15 protein-coding genes are annotated in these 19,646 nt (G+C 51.4%); 9 read left to right on the top strand and 6 right to left on the bottom strand.

The annotated features are described in order from the left end of the window. The first annotated feature begins 141 nt into the window (after window positions 1–141). The gene (gene pdxS, locus QZT94_RS01045) at window positions 142–1,056 is read left to right on the top strand and encodes a pyridoxal 5'-phosphate synthase lyase subunit PdxS (protein WP_296761991.1); all 915 of its coding nucleotides are present in this window, start codon (window positions 142–144) and stop codon (window positions 1,054–1,056) included. A gap of 32 nt (window positions 1,057–1,088) precedes the next feature. Further along, entirely contained in the window at window positions 1,089–1,658 is a 570-nt protein-coding gene (pdxT, locus tag QZT94_RS01040; RefSeq protein WP_296761993.1) for a pyridoxal 5'-phosphate synthase glutaminase subunit PdxT, read from the top strand. Window positions 1,659–1,670: 12 nt separating this feature from the next. Here the strand turns inward: pdxT and QZT94_RS01035 are convergent, their stop codons facing one another. Beyond that, entirely contained in the window at window positions 1,671–3,173 is a 1,503-nt protein-coding gene (locus QZT94_RS01035) for a CoA-acylating methylmalonate-semialdehyde dehydrogenase (protein WP_296761995.1), read from the bottom strand. Between the two features lie 308 nt (window positions 3,174–3,481). On the opposite strand from QZT94_RS01035, the gene QZT94_RS01030 reads away from it, so the two are divergent. Then, window positions 3,482–4,366, top strand: a complete 885-nt coding sequence (locus QZT94_RS01030; protein ID WP_296761997.1) for an N-acetylmuramoyl-L-alanine amidase — start codon at window positions 3,482–3,484, stop codon at window positions 4,364–4,366. Between the two features lie 68 nt (window positions 4,367–4,434). On the opposite strand, the gene QZT94_RS01025 is transcribed toward QZT94_RS01030, so the two are convergent. Further along, window positions 4,435–5,685, bottom strand: coding sequence for a DUF4143 domain-containing protein (locus QZT94_RS01025; protein ID WP_296761999.1), 1,251 nt, complete (start codon window positions 5,683–5,685; stop codon window positions 4,435–4,437). A gap of 262 nt (window positions 5,686–5,947) precedes the next feature. Beyond that, complete coding sequence (locus QZT94_RS01020; RefSeq protein ID WP_296762001.1) at window positions 5,948–6,550, bottom strand: nucleoside deaminase; 603 nt, start codon at window positions 6,548–6,550, stop codon at window positions 5,948–5,950. 86 nt (window positions 6,551–6,636) lie between these two features. Here QZT94_RS01020 and pgm point away from each other — a divergent pair, with 86 nt between their 5' ends. Beyond that, window positions 6,637–8,307 carry a phosphoglucomutase (alpha-D-glucose-1,6-bisphosphate-dependent) gene (gene pgm / locus QZT94_RS01015; protein ID WP_296762003.1) on the top strand — a complete coding sequence of 557 codons (1,671 nt, stop codon included), beginning with the start codon at window positions 6,637–6,639 and terminating at the stop codon, window positions 8,305–8,307. A 534-nt stretch (window positions 8,308–8,841) separates the two neighbouring features. Here pgm and QZT94_RS01010 read toward each other — a convergent pair. Beyond that, complete coding sequence (locus tag QZT94_RS01010; protein WP_296762005.1) at window positions 8,842–11,496, bottom strand: ATP-dependent helicase C-terminal domain-containing protein; 2,655 nt, start codon at window positions 11,494–11,496, stop codon at window positions 8,842–8,844. Window positions 11,497–11,589: 93 nt separating this feature from the next. On the opposite strand from QZT94_RS01010, the gene QZT94_RS01005 reads away from it, so the two are divergent. The 4 genes from QZT94_RS01005 to QZT94_RS00990 all read left to right on the top strand — a co-directional run bounded on the left by QZT94_RS01005 (window position 11,590) and on the right by QZT94_RS00990 (window position 16,785). Continuing rightward, window positions 11,590–12,381, top strand: coding sequence for an HNH endonuclease family protein (locus QZT94_RS01005; RefSeq protein ID WP_296762007.1), 792 nt, complete (start codon window positions 11,590–11,592; stop codon window positions 12,379–12,381). An 825-nt stretch (window positions 12,382–13,206) separates the two neighbouring features. Next, a complete protein-coding gene (locus QZT94_RS01000) occupies window positions 13,207–13,692 on the top strand; it encodes a MarR family transcriptional regulator (RefSeq protein WP_296762009.1) in 486 nt (161 codons plus the stop codon). A 36-nt stretch (window positions 13,693–13,728) separates the two neighbouring features. Then, window positions 13,729–15,570, top strand: a complete 1,842-nt coding sequence (locus tag QZT94_RS00995) for an MFS transporter (protein ID WP_296762011.1) — start codon at window positions 13,729–13,731, stop codon at window positions 15,568–15,570. Between the two features lie 381 nt (window positions 15,571–15,951). Continuing rightward, entirely contained in the window at window positions 15,952–16,785 is an 834-nt protein-coding gene (locus QZT94_RS00990; protein ID WP_296762014.1) for a trimeric intracellular cation channel family protein, read from the top strand. 24 nt (window positions 16,786–16,809) lie between these two features. On the opposite strand, the gene QZT94_RS00985 is transcribed toward QZT94_RS00990, so the two are convergent. Both QZT94_RS00985 and QZT94_RS00980 read right to left on the bottom strand, forming a co-directional pair. Continuing rightward, window positions 16,810–17,874: a VIT1/CCC1 family protein gene (locus tag QZT94_RS00985; RefSeq protein WP_270626965.1), complete on the bottom strand. Its 1,065-nt coding sequence runs from the start codon at window positions 17,872–17,874 to the stop codon at window positions 16,810–16,812. Window positions 17,875–17,910: 36 nt separating this feature from the next. Beyond that, window positions 17,911–18,243, bottom strand: coding sequence for a hypothetical protein (locus QZT94_RS00980; protein WP_072510247.1), 333 nt, complete (start codon window positions 18,241–18,243; stop codon window positions 17,911–17,913). A 152-nt stretch (window positions 18,244–18,395) separates the two neighbouring features. On the opposite strand from QZT94_RS00980, the gene QZT94_RS00975 reads away from it, so the two are divergent. Next, the gene (locus tag QZT94_RS00975) at window positions 18,396–19,214 is read left to right on the top strand and encodes a hypothetical protein (RefSeq protein WP_072510248.1); all 819 of its coding nucleotides are present in this window, start codon (window positions 18,396–18,398) and stop codon (window positions 19,212–19,214) included. Window positions 19,215–19,646: the final 432 nt, after the last annotated feature.

Below are 19,646 nucleotides of genomic sequence, written 5' to 3'. Positions count from 1 at the left end.
ACACTAACCCCACTGAGTCAAGTTTTTTTGTAAACTAACGTTTTTCGGTGTTCATTTGTAAGGTAAAGATATACGCCTAGCGGGTTTTAAGGGTAAAAGATTGAAACCCCCAAAAGCTTACACATCAGGAAGGAACGGGAAATGAAAACTGCTGATACGACCAGCATCCAGGAAACGAACGACCTCAACGAGCGGGTTATGTTAAACCGCCAACTAGCGCAAATGCTAAAGGGCGGCGTGATTATGGACGTCACCACCCCCGAACAGGCAAGGATTGCCGAGGACGCAGGGGCGGCAGCGGTGATGGCGTTAGAGCGTATTCCCGCAGATATTCGCGCTGCTGGTGGCGTTTCCCGGATGAGCGACCCGGCAATGATCAAGGGGATTCAAGAGGCGGTTTCTATTCCAGTGATGGCGAAATGCCGCATCGGACATTTCGTAGAAGCACAACTGCTAGAGGCTATCGAAATCGACTATATCGATGAATCAGAAGTGCTCTCCCCCGCCGATGACGTTTACCACATTGATAAAACCCAGTTCAAAGTACCTTTCGTGTGTGGGGCTCGTAACCTGAGTGAAGCGCTACGCCGTATTGGTGAGGGCGCAACCATGATTCGTACCAAGGGCGAGCCGGGAACCGGTGACGTTGTACAGGCGGTACGCCATATGCGCGCGATGAACGCGGAGATTCGGCGGATTTCCAGCCTGCGCGAAGACGAACTTTTCGAAGCCGCCAAGCAGCTTGAGGTTCCTTTATCTCTACTTAAAGAAGTACACGATTCCTCGCGCCTGCCGGTAGTAAACTTCGCAGCTGGTGGCGTTGCTACTCCCGCGGACGCTGCTTTAATGATGCAGCTAGGCGCAGAGGGCGTGTTCGTGGGTTCTGGTATTTTCAAGTCCGGCAATCCCGCTAAACGCGCCAGCGCCATTGTCAAAGCAGTCACCAACTTCCGGGACGCGAAACTGATTGCTGAGCTTTCTGAAAACCTGGGAGAAGCCATGGTGGGGATCAACGAAAACGAAATCGACCTGCTAATGGCAGAGCGCGGAAAGTAAGTCCCTGCAACAGAAACGGTAAGAAAAACTCAATGGAAAAAGTTGGCGTCCTAGCAGTTCAAGGCGCATTTATTGAGCATGAACATTGTCTGGAAGCGCTGGGTGCACAGGTGGTAGAGCTGCGTGAATCCGCAGATTTACGCAGTGGGTTTAACCGCTTGGTGCTGCCCGGCGGAGAGTCTACAGTGCAATCTAAATTGTTAATTGAGCTGGGAATGGCGGAGCGTCTGCGGGAAATGATTAGCGCCGGAATGCCAGTTTTAGGTACTTGTGCAGGCTTAATTTTGTTGGCAAAGCGGATTATGGGCAAACGCAGCGTCGATCGCACCGCGCTCGGCACCTTGGACGTTACCGTGGAACGTAATGCCTATGGACGCCAGCTTGGTTCCTTTAATGCCCGGGCTGATTTTGCGGGAATGAACGATCTGCCAATGACCTTTATTCGCGCCCCCCGCATTAGCGAAGTGGCTTCAGGAGTAGAAATACTCGGACGAGTGGACGACAAAATTGTAGGAGCGCGGGCCGGGGGTCAAATCGGGGTTACTTTTCACCCCGAACTGACCGGCGACCCGCGCCTACATCAAATGTTCTTGAACCTTTAGTTCCGGCTACTCTTAGCCTTCTTCGCGCTGGAAGCTCATCGTGGCTTCATAGTGTCCGGACTCGCTCGGCCAACGGGTAGTAATCGCCTTGGCCTTGGTGTAGAACTTCACGCCTTCGGGGCCGTGAATATGAGTATCACCCATCAGGGAGTCTTTCCAGCCACCGAAGGAATAGTAGGCAACCGGGGTGGGAATCGGGACGTTTACTCCTACCATTCCGGCCTCTACCTCTAGGGTAAACTTGCGCGCTACCCCGCCGTCATTGGTGAAGATGGCGGAGCCGTTGCCGAAAGGAGAGGAGTTAACGATTTCGATGGCTTCTTCATAGCTATCGGCGCGGGTAATCACCAGCACCGGTCCGAAGATTTCTTCATAATAGGCGGGAGCATCTTTGGGGCAGTTATCGATAATGGTCGGCCCTACGAAGTAACCGTTCGGGTAGCCCTCCGGTCGGAAGCCGCGACCATCACGCACGATGGTTGCCCCGCGTTCCTCAGCATCAGTAATGAGCCCTTCAATACGCTCCTGCGCTTTCTTGTCAATCACCGGCCCCATTTCGCAGCCCTGGGCCATGCCCTGATCTACATGGATCTGATCGGCGTGAGCTTTAACTTTCTCGGCTAGTTTTTCTCCAGCGCTGCCCACCGCGACTACCACCGGTAGCGCCATGCAGCGTTCACCAGCTGCCCCGAAAGCAGCCGCCGAAATATGTTTGGCGGCGAAATCAATATCTGCATCCGGCATCACAATCGCATGGTTGTTTGCCCCACCCAGCGCTTGTACGCGTTTGCCATGAGCAACGCCGGTGTCCTGCACGATATGGGCAACTGGAGTGGATCCCACAAACGAAATCGCGTCAATTCCGGGGTGTTCCAAAATCGAGGTAACTAGGTTACGGTTTCCAGTCAATACCTGATAAATACCGTCCGGCAGTCCCGCTTGTTTGTATAGTTCGCCGGTCAAGAGGGCAGCGGAAGGAGTGGAGGAGGCAGGCTTAATAATAATGGCGTTACCAGTAGCGATAGCTAGAGGGTGCATCCACATGGGTACCATTGCCGGGAAGTTGAACGGGCAGATACCCGCTACTACTCCCACCGGTTGCCGCACGGTGAAGATATCAACGCCGGTAGAAATCTGGTAGGAATGTTCTCCCTTCATATTGGCGTTAATTCCACAGGCGTAATCTAAAGTTTCACGTCCTCGCTGGATTTCTCCAATCGCATCGGAATAGTTTTTCCCGTGTTCCTGCACGATGAGCCTTGCCATCTTGTCCTGGTTTTCAAAAACCAGGTGGCGCATCTTGAACATTATGTCTACTCGTTTAGCCAAAGATATTTTTGCCCATTCTTTTTGGGCTTTCTGCGCGATTTTTACTGCTTCATCTAAATCTTCGCTAGAGGCGGAGGGAATGGTGGCGATAACCTCCCCTAATGCCGGATCTTCGATTTTTATTTCTCCGGCGGGTTTTCCCGATGCGTATTCGCCATTAATCCAGTGCTGCAACTGTTTTACCATTGTCAGTATCTCCTTTGATTATTGCTGACTTTATCGCCGGTCATGCCGGTTTTTCGACATCCCTAACACTTAATTGAAATGTCCTTACAAAGATTACTTTACTCGACTTAGGTCCCAGACACAACCGCTCGGGTTACTTACCCCTGGTCACTTTAGGGACACTTTCAGGGCTATCCCTAAAACGCTAACCCCAGGTTTAGGCGCTGCACCCCTTTGATTAGCGATTAGATTTAGAGGACGCAGTGCAGATTAGCGCAATCCCCTCCCCACTTTAGGGCGCACCCTCAAAATACAGTTAGGCTTATAAGGTGTTCCAGAATTTCGCCTGCTCCCCCCAAAAGATATACCGGTTCGGCATCACCGTAATGGCAATCAGCCTTTTGACCCTGAGCGCTTGCAGTCCCACAACCGACCACCACGCTTTCTCTACAAAAAACACAACCGCTAGCAGCTCCACCCCTAGCGCTACCCGCAAGGATTCCTCTACTCCACCCTCCCCTTCCGCCTCGCCCTCGACCCCCAGTCCAGAACCTGAAAAGATACTGGCAGGAAAAACTGTCGTAATAGATCCCGGTCACTCGATTGGGCGACACTTAACCAAAAAAGTTCCTGACGGACGCGGAGGGAGCAAAGCCTGTAATACCTCCGGAACCGCGACTAACAGCGGATACCCTGAACATACTGCCAACTGGAAAGTTGCCCTGATTTTGCAGACTGAGCTGCAAGAAAAAGGGGCAACCGTTCATCTGACCAAAAAAGATGACCATGCAGATAAGGTATGTGTCGATCGGCGCGGACAAATCCCGAACGAGAAACACGCCGATGCGTTCCTATCTATTCACGCCAATGGTTCCCAGTCGTCTGCCCCTCACGGATTCTTCGTAATGGTTTCCAATCCTCCGTTAAACTCTGCGCAAGGCGAACCGTCCCGGAAGCTGGCACGGGCAGTTTCCGAAGGACTTAGAGGCGCAGGGCTTAGCCCCTCCACGATTTTTGGGGCAAATCCCGTCCCCCGCTCCGACCTCGCCACCCTAAATTTTGCGAAAGTACCAGCAGTAATGGTGGAGCTTGGGGAAATGAGGAACCCTCAAGACGCTCAAAGACTATCCACCCCTCAAGGGCAACAACAGTACGCTTCCGGTTTAGCAAAAGGAATCATTAGTTTCCTTTCCACCAGCTCCGGCAAAAACTAACGCAGCAGCTAGTAGCTATCAGCAAAAGAGCCCTCGCCCTCAACTCGTATGCCTACCCAAAATCAACATTAAACCCCCAAACACCCCAAAGGAATCACCGCAATCCCGTCTTTTCGCATATAAGCCTGTTTTCCACCATACAAGACAGCGGCAGCTCGCATTTTTTCGCCGACACGTTCGCGCAACCATAGCAAATGCTTAACATCATGGTCGCTGACCCGATTCGCGGTTTTGACTTCCAAAGCCACTATTGCCCCTCCTCGTCCTTCTAAAACCAAATCGACCTCATGCTCACCTGCGCGAGTACGGAAATGCCCTACCGTAGCTTCTAGAGCTTGAGCAAAGACCCTAACGCATAGCACAGCCAAAGACTCAAACAACGCACCGTACATATTAGCCCCGGCAGGAGTCAGTAAATCCTGAGACTCTAAATCCAAGAGACGAGCTGCAAAGCCAGGATCTACTAGATGATGCTTAGGGCTGCTGGTCAAGCGTTTCCACCCCGAACCCAAAGGCTGCCAAGCTTCCAGAGGCTCCAAAATCCACAGTTTGGTTAAGAAATCACGATAGGTGCGGGTAGTTTCGGAACTGGGTTTATCCCCCTCCCCGGCAGTCGCACCTTCTAATATCTGCGCATAGGACGCGGTAGTCGCGGTAGCCTGCGCATAAGAACGCAACCAAGCTCGCAATGTGTGCGGGGTGCGGGTGAAATATCCTTGAGTAAAGATATCTTTATCCATCACGTCACGCAGATAGGAATCTACCGCCAAGCGCAAAGCGCGCCCAGTTAATTGTTGAAATCCGGGCAGCCCGGTTTGACAGATGGCATCAGCGTAATCAGAGGCAGTTAAGTCACTGCTACCGGTTATCGCTTGCTCACCGGCGAATAGGTCACGCAAACTGACGGTGGGGGTAGTAATTCCTCGTTCGGAAAGGGTTAAAGGTCGCATTCGTAAAGTTATGATTCTGCCCGCTCCCGAATGGGTTTGTACCCCGAGTTTGGGACTGGCGGAACCGGTTAGCAGAAAACTTTCGGGAGGTGCCCCATTATCAACCGCGCGGCGAACGGTATCCCAAGTTTCTGGCAATAGTTGCCATTCATCCAGGAGAACCGGTGGTGGTTGTTGTAGGAAAAGACGCGGGTCTGCCTGCAAAATAGTTCGGGTATCGACTTGGTCTAATTGGTAGGTGGTGCGGGCGAGTCGCTGGGCGGTCTCGGTTTTCCCCACTCCTTTAGCTCCTGCTATACACAGTGCAGGTAATTGGGTAAACACTTGGGCAATCTCATAGTCAATTACCCGTTTTAAGTAGTCAGACATATTTTTACTATAGTCTATCCACCTGTTTGCCGGAAAGTTATCTGCCTATTTGTCGGATAGTTATCAATCTGTTTGCCGGAAAGTTATCTGCCTATTTGTCGGAATAACCGGTGATTCCAAAAAGCAAGCACCTAAACGCACCCCAACTAGAGTCAGAAAACACGAGCAGAGGATGCACAGAAGTCCCCAGTGAAAGGAACTGACGATTGGATGCAACTTCTGAATTAAAGCGCCGGTAAATGGCTGAACCCTAGGGTTACCCCTAGCGCCGCCTAGCGAAAAAATCTTTTAACTGCCCTCCGCACTCGTCCGCTAAAACCCCGCCAATAACTTCTACGCGGTGATTCAGCCGGCTGTCTCGTAAAACATCCCGAACAGAGCCAGCAGCACCTGCTTTATCATCCCAAGCACCGAACACTACCCGCGAAACCCGAGCATTCACGATTGCTCCGGCACACATCGTGCAAGGCTCCAAATTCACTACCAAAGTAGTATCTGACAACCGCCAGCTTCCGCGTCTCCTTGCCGCCTGACGTAAAGCCACAATCTCGGCGTGAGCAGTAGGGTCAAACGGGGAAACCTCCCGCTGGTTAAAGCCGCGTCCGATTATTTGCCAATCCTCTAACTCGGATTCTTCTGGAACATTGAAAGAGCTATTACCTTGAGCTTTGCCCGAGAAAGAGCGCATAGCTTTCATCCCTCGCGCGCCCTCGTCCTCGAAGATAACCCCGTCGGAAGCATTAAGGGGTTGCGTCCTTCCTTTCCTAGGAGCGAGTACCAGCGCGCCCACCGGAACATCCCCGCCCTCACCGGCAAGGGCTGCCAGCTGCATAGCTTGGCGAATAGCCCAATCGAATCGATGCACACTCCAAATTTAATAGAGAACAGCTACCTGGTTGAAACCTATGGACTTATCCAGACAGAAACCCAAATAAGTGAGAGACTAACTATATGTTTGAAAGAGCCGGGCAAAAAGCCAAACCAGAAGATTTAATCAATGTCGATGACCTCCTAGCCGCCTACTATGACCTAGAGCCAGACCCTACCGAGCCGAGCCAACGGGTAAGTTTCGGTACTTCGGGACACCGGGGCAGCGCCTTCGACCATGCATTTAACGAAGCTCATATCGTAGCTATCACCCAGGCAATCGTAGAGTATCGCCGCAATCAGGGAATTAACGGACCGTTATTTATCGGGCGCGACACTCACGCCCTCTCCGAACCTGCCCACCGCAGCGCCCTAGAGGTGCTGGTAGCTAACGGAGTGGACGTACGGATTGATTCGCGAAACTCCTATGTACCCACCCCGGCGGTTTCCTTGGCTATTTTGCAGGCCAATGGCGCGCCTGGCGAGGTGCGCACCTCGGGTGCAGATGTGGCAGACGGGATTGTAATCACTCCTTCCCACAACCCTCCCCGCGATGGCGGCTTCAAATACAATCCCCCCACCGGTGGACCAGCCGATGTAGACGCTACCGGCTGGATTGCCGATCGCGCTAACCAGATTCTTGAGGATGGCTGGCGGAATGTTCCCCGCTCTACTTTGTCAGATTTATCCCGAGCAGATTGCGTACACCCCCATGACTACCTGCGAGAATACGTAGATGCGCTCCCCAGCGTAATTGACTTGGACGCGATTCGCTCTGCTGGCGTGCGCATTGGTGCCGATCCCTTAGGGGGCGCTTCAGTCGATTATTGGGGCATGATTGCTGAACGCCACGACCTGAACCTGACGGTAGTTAATCCGGATGTGGATCCCGCTTTCAGCTTCATGACCTTGGATTGGGATGGAAAGATCCGGATGGATTGCTCCTCGCCCTACGCAATGGCTTCGCTGCGGCAAAAGATGGCTCCGGACGAGGACGGGATTACGCCTTTCGATATTGCGACCGGTAACGACGCGGATTCGGATCGCCACGGGATTGTTACCCCAGATGGATTGATGAATCCCAACCACTACCTGGCAGTGGCGATTGAATACCTGTACACGCACCGCCCGCAGTGGGGCGAGGGTTGCGGGGTTGGTAAAACCTTAGTTTCTTCCTCGCTAATTGACCGGGTAGTAGCCCATATGGGGCGCAAATTGGTGGAAGTACCAGTGGGCTTTAAGTATTTCGTGCCGGGATTACTTTCGGGAACTATCGGTTTCGGGGGCGAGGAATCGGCCGGTGCTTCTTTCTTGCGCAAGGACGGGTCGGTATGGACTACCGATAAAGACGGCATTATTTTGGCGCTGCTAGCCTCGGAAATCCTGGCGGTCACTGGTTCTTCTCCCTCGCAGCTGCATCAGCAGCAGGTGGAACGTTTCGGGGCTTCCAGTTATAAGCGTTTCGAGGCAGCGGCGACCCCAGAGCAGAAATCCAAGCTCAAGAAGCTTTCTTCCGAGGACGTAACCGCCCTGAAACTAGCCGGGGAGGATATCACCGACAAACTGGTGCGCGCCCCCGGTAATGACGCCGAAATCGGCGGGCTGAAAGTAGTCACTAAAGATGCCTGGTTCGCGGCTCGCCCCTCGGGTACTGAAGATATCTACAAGATTTACGCGGAATCCTTCCAGGGTGATGAGCACGTAGATAAAGTAATCTCCGAAGCGCAGGAGGTAGTAGGCGCCGCCCTTTCCTAGAGTGCGTAATAGCTGAGGGCGCGGGCTAGGTTTTTCCTCCCGCCCTCGCCACCTTCCCCCGAGACCGCAAGAGCGGAGATTACTTACGTCTCCCGCCCACCGTAAGCGTTGGGGGCTAGGTTTTTCCTCCCGCACCGACATTAAGAAACCTGACATCAAGGGCGGAGATTACTTTTGTCTCCCGCCCGCTGCAAGCGTTGGGGGCTAGGTTTTTCCTCCCGCCCAAGAATTCGGAAAACGTAGCGACGTTTCCCGAATTCTTATGCCCACCGCACCTGCTCGGATAAAACCTAGCCCCCACCACGCGCCTGGTACGCGAGATTCCAACCGGTTGCCATGCTGCCCGGATAATTCCCACCAAGCCGGTAAGGGTGAGGATTACTTTTGTCGATCAGGTTAGGCGGGCGTAAGAACTTGGGTGATACCCCTGGTATTACCCAAGTTCTTTGGGCGGGGAGACAAACGTAATCCTCGACCTTAATATCGGGGCGCGAGGTAAAATCTTTCCCCTGCTTCCCAGTATCAACCCCTTAGTTACCGGGAACGGAGTTGGCGGTTGGTGGCGGCAGTCGCGATAGCGGCGCGGGGGTCTTCCGGCCAAGGATGTTTGCGATACCTACCCCGCATTTCCGCACGCACCTGCGGATAGACTTCATCCCAGAAATGATGCAAGTCGGTCACTAACGCCAGCGGACGTCCTGCTGGCGATAACATCTCCATCGCCAGATTCACCTTTCCGCCCAGGATTTTCGGCGTGGATTGCAGGCCAAAGAACTCTTGTAGTTTTGCTTGCACCCGGGGCGGGCCGCTAGTTAGCTCCTCGGGATACGTGATAGCGGCGGTACGACCTGAAGGGAGAGTAATATCTCTGGGAACTTCCCTATCCAAGTTACGCCGGGAGTTATAGTCCAACACAGCCTCCAACCAGGTTGCTACCGGTGCATTTAACGCACTGTTTCCAGCGGAAAAATAATCTACCAGACTTAACCAAAAACTTGGATTGTCACGTAAGTCCTTATCGGAAACCGGGGGCATATTTGACAGGTACTCAGCAGCCCACGCCATACGGGCACGCAGATTTCGGGTTTTTGGACTCCAAGGGATAAACCCGAAACCGTCTCGTTGATACTCATTTTCGAGGAGGGACTCAGATTCAAGGATTTGAGCTGGCTCACGATGTAGAGGAATTTCACCCAGGTATTTAGTCTTCCAGGCCGTTATTTTCCCTTTTTGGAACTGTTCCTCGTGACATTCCCGCATATGGTGTTTACCTAGTTCAAGAGCTAACGGTTCAGTTAAGGGAGCCGCAAAACGAATAACATCATTTTTACCTTTACGCAGTCCAACTTCCGCAATTGCTAGCCATTCCGTATTGACCAGAGCATTTGCATTATTTAAACCGGCAGCACCTCCCCCACAAAGTTGATAGACCCCTTGTTTACTGGTTAAGCGCCCTATCTGTTCAGGAAAAGCCGTCGCAACTACTACCCCTACGCTTAAATCACCGGCGATTTCCTGCAAGGTAACCGATTTTTCGCCTTGCTGATTCGCTCCACTTCCTACCCGCTTGCCCGCGCTATATAGAAGCGAAAAATCTTTAACCACCTTACCGGCATCAATATCTTGATAGCGCTGCGCTAGGTTTTCAAAACGGGAACGCTCTTTGCAGTAGTTCGTATCTCCTTGGCGTTCTGCCTCGCAAATAGCTGCCCATAAATCCCCATCTGGACGATGTAAATCCGCCTGCAAAGCCGCTACTACTTGGGCTGCCCTGCGTTTTCCAACCAGATGTGAACCCAGTATTAACGCCCGTGCCAGGCGCGGGTGGGCAGGAATTTGTACTAACTGGCGTCCAAAAGCGGTAATCCGGCAGTCAGCATCTAAAGCGCCGAGAGCCTGCAAATCCTTCTCCGCCTGCTGCCAGGCAGCAGGCGGAGGGGTAGTCGGCAGCGCCAGAACTTCCAGATCGGTTTGCCCCCAATCTGCCAGCTGCAAATAGGTCTGCGCCAAATCACTGCGCAAGATTTCCGGCTGAGTATCGGACTCCATACGTGCATAAGTTAGCTGGTCATAGGCGCGGATTGCTCGACCGGTTCCCAGGCGCGCGGCGCGTCCTGCGCGTTGAATGGCGGTGGCTTGCGAGCAGCTAAGAGTGATTAGTCCCTCGGAATTGCCACGCAGACGGCGGGTTGGAACTCGTGATAAACCACTGTCAATTACCTGATACACCCCAGGAACCGTCAGTGCCGATTCAGCCACCGAGGTGGCCACAATAATCCGCCCCTCCCCCGGCTCTAGGGCGTCCTCGCTAGCAACAGAGGCGCCCTCAGAAAGTACTTTTGCCTGCTGGCGGGGAGACAACTGCCCGTGCAGGGTCATTATTCTTTCCGGGTGTTTTGCGCGGGTACGTAACGCCGAAGCAATCGCCTCTACATCCGCGATTGCGGGGGCAAACACTAAAGTGTCACCTTGAATACGACGGTTTAACGCCAGATCGGCCAAGTAATCCCGAAATTCCCAAGAAGTTCCGCGCTCACTAATCCGACGCACCCGCGCTGGCGGGGGCGCGAATACTTCTTGCAGAGGAAAAAGTTTACCTTCCGCCTGAAGCACCGGGGTATCCTCACCTAAAACCTTCCGGAAAAGCTCGCTATCTAAAGTCGCCGACATCACCACTATCCGCAGCTCCGGACACAGCTGCCGTACTTCGCAGAGCAGAGCTAATAAAACATCAGTCTCTAAAGACCGTTCGTGTACTTCATCGATAATTACCGTGCCAATACCAGAAACTTCTGGATCTGCCAGCAGCCGGCGCAAAAACAGTCCGGCAGTAACAAAATCCAGGCGAGTATCCTGCCCGCGAGTAGTTTCTCCCCGTACCGAAAATGCGACTTTCGCTGACAGGTTTTGCTTCTCTCTAGGCAGTAATGACTGCAAGTAACTGGCAGCTGCCCGGCAAGCAATCCGACGTGGCTCGGTGACCACTACCCCCGCCGCCATGTCACCATCATTTGCCCGCCTATCCTCAAGAGCCCAGCAAAAAGGAGGAATCAAAGTAGTTTTCCCCGACCCTGGCTCGGCACTAACAATCGCTTTCCCTACAGTTTCGAGGGCGTCTTTGAGTTTTGGCAAAATCTTCGCTGCCGGAAGTCCGGGGGCGAGGGGCGCTGCCTGAGAAAGCGTGAACATATTTCTATTTTGCACCGCCGCCAATAAATCCGAATATCCCTCAGCGCGGTAAAGTTAAAGCAAATCAAATCGTCAAAAAAGCACAATAGAAGCATGGGGTATCGTAAGCAAAACCAATATGCACGGTTATGGAAAAAATCTTCCTGGGGAAGCCGGATAGTCACATTTTTTACAATTGCCTTGTTAATCTGGGCTTTTGTTCCCGGACTGGGACCAGATTTAGCTGGTCTTTCCCATAGGGGAGCCCCTAAGATTCAGCTACCTGATTGGGGTAAAAGCGCAGATCAGATTTTGGCTGAATCGGTGCAGACTGATTTAGTGAAAGCAATCTCAAAGTTACCGGAAGCTCAATGGAAAAGCGCCAGCGCTTATGACCGTTCCGAATTTGGTATCCGCTGGGCAGACATTGACCACAATGGCTGTGATACGCGAAATGATATTTTACGGCGTGACCTTTCAGCAGTAAAGATTAAACCAGGTACACATGATTGCACGGTACTGTCTGGGACTTTCACTGAGCCTTATACCGGTAAATATCAGCAGTTCCATAAAGGTGCCGAGACTTCATCAAAGATTCAGATTGACCACGTAGTTGCGCTTTCTAATGCCTGGAAAACCGGAGCTAGTAAGTGGGATACAAAGACTCGTGAACGTTTCGCCAATGATCCCTTGAATCTGCTGGCGGTCGATGGAACGGCAAATCAAGATAAGAAAGATAAGGACGCCGCCAGTTGGCTGCCCCCAAATAAGGGGTTTCAATGCCAATATGTTGCTTTACAGGTGGCGGTAAAAAATAAGTGGCATTTATGGGTCACCCCGGCAGAAAAGCGCGCGATGGCTTCGGTGGCGGCATCCTGCCCCGCGCATCCCCTTCCCGTTGGTTAGCGCGGTTCGGTAATAGTACGCGAGTGTTGTTAGTCCCCTGCTCGCAGGGGTAGATTTTTCCTCCCGCCCAAGAATTCGGAAAACGTAACGACGTTTCCCGAATTCTTATGCCCACCGCACCTACTCGGATAAAATCTACCCCTGCAAACGTACACTCCTGCCAATCTTCTCTCGTATCTTTTACCGGCCGCGGCTCGCACCTCCACCGCACTCACTCGGATAAAATCTTCCCCTGCGAATTTATATACCTGCTGGTTAAATCGCTGTTACGCGCGTGCTACAGCCGTACCCAAAGAAGCCGGTTTTTCCTCCCGCTCTTACCTGACGTGCACGAGCCCGTCTCGGTAAGTTACCGTGATTATTCGTAGCACTTGCCTCGCAGGGGTAGATTTTTCCTCCTGCCCAAGAATTCGGAAAACGTAGCGGCGTTTCCCGAATTCTTACGCCCACCGCACCTACTCGGATAAAATCTACCCCGGCGAACATACACTCCAGTCAAGACCCTCTCGTATCTTTTACCGGCCGCGGCTCACACCCCCACCGCACCTACTCGGATAAAACCGGCTCCTCTGGGCATTAATCCCGATATCTGCCAGCTCCTGCATTCTGCCAGCATCGACAGTAATCAATTGTTGCACCTTCCAAGACAAAAACGCCCTCCACAGACAAAAACACCCTCCCAACTGGACACAGACTCCACAAATAACCGGAAATTCTCCCAATCGGGAGGGCGATAATGTACCGGGAGGGCGAAACGGGCATCTTCACGGGGTGAACCACAAAACAATTTGATTAAGTTTCTTAACCGTTAATATACTTAACTACATGACTGAAGAAGCTAAGCCAGAAATCAAACGCAAACAACACCTAGAGAAACTCCTCTACCAGTTACATCGCCTGATTTTCACAGCAAATGACCTAACCAATCGGTATTCATCAAAAGTAGGGCTGCACGGAAAAGATGGAGAGGCTCTCTTGCAAATCTGGCAAGCAGAACTATCCGAACAACCCCTATCCCCCTCGCAACTAGCGAAAAAGTTACAAATTACGCGAGCGGCAGTCAGCTATTTGACTGATCGGCTAGTCGATTCTGGATATGTAAATCGCGAAACCAGCGATAGCGACCGCCGTAAAACTATACTGCGCATCTCGGAACTAGGCGGGAAAATCGGACACGATTTTACCGCCCCCATGGAGGCAGGATTAAAGGGATTATTTGCCAATCGCAGCGAAAACGAACTGGCTACTTTTAGCGAAATGCTAGGTCAGTTTTTAGATTCTCTAGACACTTCCCCACATCAAGAGTTCTAAAACTTTAGAAACCAAAACTAAACATTAAGGATTGTTATGCGCAGCGAGCTAAAAACCCCGAAATCCGAAAAAGTTGAACAGAAAACAGAAAAAAGCGACTCCCAGCTAACCAATACCGACTTTACCGCTCCTAAGCGCTGGAAACTCGTCCTCGTCCTCTACTTAGCAGGAATCGGCATGGGCGCCCTAGATATGGGGATCGTAAACCCGGCTCGTACCGTTATTCAAAACGGGCTCGGAGTCGATGACAAAGTTGGAGTTTGGGTATTTACTATTTACACCCTCGCCTATGCGGCCGCGATTCCAGTTATCGGCAAAATCGCGGACATTATTGGCCGTAAACCGGTGTACGTGCTGGCAATTGGGTTATTTGGGCTTGGCTCCCTAGGATGCGGACTAGCGCAAGATTTCTCCTCTCTAGGATTGCTGCTGGCTTCACGAGCTATTCAAGCAATCGGAGGGGGCGGGATGGTACCAGTTGCCACCGCGGCAGTAGGCACCATCGTCCCTCCCCCTAAGCGTGGTATGGCTCTAGGGCTGGTAGGGATGGTTTACGGCGTTGCCTCAGTATTTGGCGCCTCTGCCGGTTCCCTAATTCTCGATATTGCCGGTCAAGAAAATTGGCAATGGATTTTCTACATTAACGTTCCCATTGCCATAGTTGTTGTAGGACTGGGGATTTGGGCATTACCAAAGGAAACCCAAGATTCCTCCCGCAGACTTGATTTACCAGGGATATTAGTTCTAGTAGTAATGACAACCTCGATACTATGGGCATTCCAAAACCTGGATTTCACCCAGATTGGCGACTCCCTCAAAGACCGCAACGTTTGGGTAGCGTTAGTAGTCTTCTTAATCTTGTTACCCCTCTTTTGGGTTATTGAACACCGGGTAGCCGACCCAATTATCAATTTCAAATACTTCGGAAACATAAATGTGGGATCGACCCTGCTAATGGGCGCGGTTGCTGGCATCTTGATGATGACGGTAATGTTTATTCCTCAGTTTGCAGAGAATTGTTTACGTCTACCCTCGGGAGCCGGAGGCTATCCCACCATCATTATCGGAGTGGGCTCGGCAATAGGATCTCCCATTAGTGGGCGCTTAACCGACCGTTTCGGGCCGCGGCGAATCCTGGGAGTAGGCACTGCAATCTCCACCATAGCGGGCATAATGCTAATCTTCTGGGCAAGCCCCCACCCAGGGATAATATCAACTTCACTATCAATATTTGTGATGGGATTAGGTCTAGGTTTCTTGATGGGCGCACCACTAACCTACCTAATCTTGCATTTAATTCCCGAGTCTGACGCTAATTCCGGACAAGCAACCCTATCGCTGATTCGTTCGCTGGGCACTACTTTGGCTCCCGCGATCTTAGTAGGGTTGCTCGCCACCGCGATGGGAGGTCTATCCGGCAAGGTAATGGAGGCAATGCCCGAAATGCCGCCGATGCCTACCATGGCTGCCATAGAAAATAGCAAATCTGGAATGCCCCAGATGAAAGCAGATATGGGCTTTAAAATGTCAGATTTACCCGCTCCCATTCAAGAGAAAATCAAATCTGCGGATGTCACGAACGTTGTGGATAGGACTAAAGAAATAGCGAACTATCTGTTTGATCAGCAAGAAGCCAAGATAAAAGCCCAGATGGGAACGGTTCCTCCAGGTGTGGAACAGATGCGAGCTAAGTATCTGCAAGATATTGAATCCCATCGCGACCAGATAGAGACCGCATTCCAGATGGGGTTAAACGAAGGATTTTCTCGCTTGTTCTGGTTCTATACCATCTTGTCCTTAGCTGGGATACTACTGCTGGCTGGGCTGCCTTCTAAGCATAAAATTGATGCCGTAATCAACCCGGATCCTTCTCGGTAACAGCACTCCATGTCCGGGTCTGGCTCGGTAAAAACCCCGGTTATTTCGGCGCGCAGGGGTGGGTTTTTCCTCCTGCCCAAGAATTCGAAAAATGCCAAAGCATTTTCCGAATTCTTATGCCCACCGCACCCACTCGGATAAAATCTCCCCCTGCGGTAATAAGTTTTTCGCACGCTCTCTTTCCCATCACCATCGCACCTACTAACTGCCCTGCCCGAACTCCGATAAAACCCTCTCGTATGCATATGCGTATCTCAACAAAGAGGAAAATCTGGGTGGCGATAAACGGCTCCCGAAGAAGAGGGGCTCGGTTCTAGGGGGTGTATCCGCAGACTACTCCAGGAGTGGAAAAACTAGAGGGAAAAATAGAAAAATAAAGCTATGTCCACAACTGCTTTCGGTCCTGAAGTCGTAGCGACCGCATTTCGCGTCGTTGATGTAACCGGCGTTTTCTGCGCAGCCATCATCGGAGCTAAATTAGCTCGAGAACGCCACTTTGATGCCGTAGGATTCGCTACCCTAGCAGTTATTTCAGCCCTCGGCGGCGGCATGGCTCGAGACGTTTTATTACAAAAGATTCCAGTCGCATTTACCGACCCTTTTTACCTCGCGGGAGCATTACTAGGTGCATTAGTGGCATTCTTTTGGCGACTGGAATCTAAATGGACTAATCGGATAATTACGGTTGCCGACGCCCTCTGCCTGGGATGTTGGGCAGCCACCGGAGCGCAAAAAACCCTTGCCCTAGGGCTAGGGATACTACCCGCACTAATGATGGGGCTAACCACGGCAGTCGGCGGAGGCATCATTCGCGACATTATGGTTGGTCGTATCCCGCGCGTGTTCGGAGGAGCTAACCTTTACGCCACCCCCGCCGCCCTATCAGCAGTACTAATGGTCATTTTCTTTAAAGTGGGAATGCCGGTACTAGGGATGGGGATTTCTATTATTACCTCACTGATTTTCGTGTTACTGGCACAGTGGCGCGGTTGGACCTTGCCAGAAGCCCCCGATTTCACCATCACACTAACCACTCGCCAATTGCGACAGTTACTGCGTTTAAGAGACTTAAAAATACGCGGCTCCAGAACTTTAGACAAAGAGGACGAAACAGGAGAAATCGACCTTGCCACCGGCAAAAATACTGGCGCTAAGCACGCTCAGATTATAGATAACTACAACCAAAACGAAACAAACAACCGACCAGAAAGCTAAAACCTCTTAGCGGTAAAACAACTATTAAAGTTGTGTGCCGATAGCTAAACCCAACAGATAAGTAACTCCGGCCGCGCCGTACCCAATAAACAGTTGCCGCAAGGCTTTCGGAGCAGGGTCGGAGCCAGACAGCAACCCGACAACCCCCCCGACTAGCAGTAAAGTTACCCCCACTAAAACCACCGCCGCGATTGCACCACTAAGCGCCGAACACGGCAGCAAAAATGGGAAAAGGGGCACAAACGCTCCGATAGCAAAGAAAGCGAACGAAGAAACCGCGGCCCTCATACCGGTTCCGATTTCTTCATAATCACGATTTTTTGTCCCTAAATTCGCCTGCTCGCCTATTTTTATCTTCGCAAAAGCAGCGGCCGCTTTCCGATCAGCAGTTTGCGCGTCATCCCCGCGCGCTCTAAACACCAACGCTAATTCATTTTGATTCATATTTAGCTTGTCAATCGCATGTTCAGATTCTGGATCTGGCGAGGAAGAAGCTAAGAGTTCAGTTTGAGAACGCACCGACACATATTCCCCTGCCCCCATGGACAGTGCACCTGAAAGCAGACCGGCCAACCCGGTCGCGATAATCGTGGTTTTTGAAACTCCCGTCCCAAAAATCCCTAGAATCAAAGCACAGGTAGAGACTAATCCATCATTCACACCGAAAACTGCGGCGCGAAAACTACCAGAAATAGTGGCACGTTGCCGGGCAGCAAGAGCCCGCACCACCTCGGAGTGAATCTTTTCGTCTGCCACGATTTCGCTGGGAACATCATGGTCAGCTTCGTAATCGTGACGCTGCTCTGCCCGCTGCATCATCGCCAACATAAATATGGTGCCGAAAACTCGGGTAAAAAAGTTCAGCAAGCGTGAACGCAAACTTGCCCGGGGAGCCGGCAATGCGTCCTCACCCAAAAGATTTAACCAATACTGTTCGTGACGCTCCTCGGCAACTGAAAGTTCCTGAAGCACTTCCCGTTCATCACCGAATCGGTGACGAGCCAGGTAGCGATAGGTATCAGCCTCTAGACGTTCTTCCGCGAGGTATTTGCGCCACCGCCGCAGTTGTTTTTTTGAGGTTTCTTGCACCGTACGGTCTATCCCCTTGTCACAAAAGTAGATGTTCTAACTTTTTTCAGGGGTAGAATCTGGCACATCAACCGTTATTTCCTCGATTTGCACGTCCACGAACTCGGGATTTGTTTTATTGGTGACCGGCACTCCGAACAGACGTTCCTTAACCGCATCCGCGATTTTATCGGTTATGGCTTCTCCTTGGCGGCGAAAAACCTCAGACGCTTTTTGCTTTGTAGCCCGCCCCGCCCGGCGAACCTGCGGATTGGAAGTCACTGCATTAACGGTTTTGGCAACCCCACCCTCGGGATTCTCACGAACCTCACGGCGAACTAGCGCGATACCAGCACCGATGCCGAGGACGGTCAATAGTTTCTTTCCCACAGCTATTACCTTTCGAATCGTCAAAAGCGGGCGTGCACTATTCTACCGCAACCACCGTACAGGGCTCCGGTTAAAAAAACTAGCTAGCCAGACTAAGAAAATTCTGGTCATTCTCACAACATTTTTTATGATTACCGGTTTACGGTGGTTATATGAGCGAAATAAACATCGACACGTCACGTGGCATTAGCTTAGCTGCCGATTTCGTAGTTCCGGTTGATTCTAGTAACTGCGCAGTGATTTTTGCTCATTCATTCTTACTTGACCGCCACAATCTGGGTTGGTTCGATATTTTCGCAAAATCCTATCGAGCTGCTGGTTACGCGACTTTACAAATGGATTTTTCGGGATGCGGAAAAAGCGATGATGACGTTGTCAGCTTGGAAAACCAGATTGAAGATTTAAAAGCCGTCGCCGGCTGGCTAGCCGAGCGAGGCTTTGACCAGCAAATTCTTCACGCTGATGGTTCGGGAGCTCTAGCTGCTTTACGCGCCGTCCCGGATAAGGTACAGGCTTTAGTTTTGACGGCACCAATTTTAGGGCCAGCAGAGGTTCCTTGGGAGGACGTGTTTTCCTCCTCCCAACTAGCCGAATTGGAACAGGTAGGACATACTCGTATCCCCAACGATCAGGGGGCTTCCCGACAGTATTTCGTGATAGGTAAACAGACCTTGAAAGAACTGACCATTGTCGATACCGAGAAACTACTGCAAGATATTGCCCTGCCTACTCTGTTCGTAGTTGATCCGCAAACTTTGGCTTCGCAGTGGTTCGCTCCCCTGCTTAATGACCCTCAAGCTTTGTTGCCTCCCAACTGTGAGTTGTTGATTTTAGATCAGCTAAGTCTCTATGGGGTCTTACCCAGTAACTATCGCAAGCTAGATGAGGGCTACGAGGACGCAGATAAGGTTGATTTCTTACGTAACCAAATCCTTACTTGGGCTACCCGCACTGTTCCCCCCACTACTTAAGAAGCGCCCCAATTCAAAATCCGAATATAGGCAGGTTTATCTAGCTTTTAGCCCCGTTTCTAAGCTGCTGCTACTATCTTGATTTACCAGCCATTTTAGCTTTCAGGTAGTTGTCAGAAAAATTAGAGGAAATCTTTAGAAATAGCTTTTAACTGTACTTTTTACCAAATATAAAGCATTCTTTCAGGTTTGTTTATATTCTCTTCCAGATGCAGTGTTTACCTTTAATATCAGCAATAAGGGTTAAGCGACAAGCGTTTGATATCTCCTTATTTGCTTGAGATGGGGAACAAAGGTTGGGGGCGGATTCCGATACGGAATCCGCCCCCAACTGACATCTAGGATTCAAGGCAAACCCCAAGGTCTATCGCGAATTAAGCGCTACCATCCCAGCACTGAGCTGCCCGGGTTTTGGGTCAATAACAGGCAATT

Origin of the sequence: Varibaculum sp. (genome assembly GCF_008661855.1) — a bacterium.
GTDB classification, from domain to species: Bacteria; Actinomycetota; Actinomycetes; order Actinomycetales; family Actinomycetaceae; genus Varibaculum; species Varibaculum timonense_A.
This window is presented reverse-complemented; position numbering and strand designations above follow the sequence as displayed.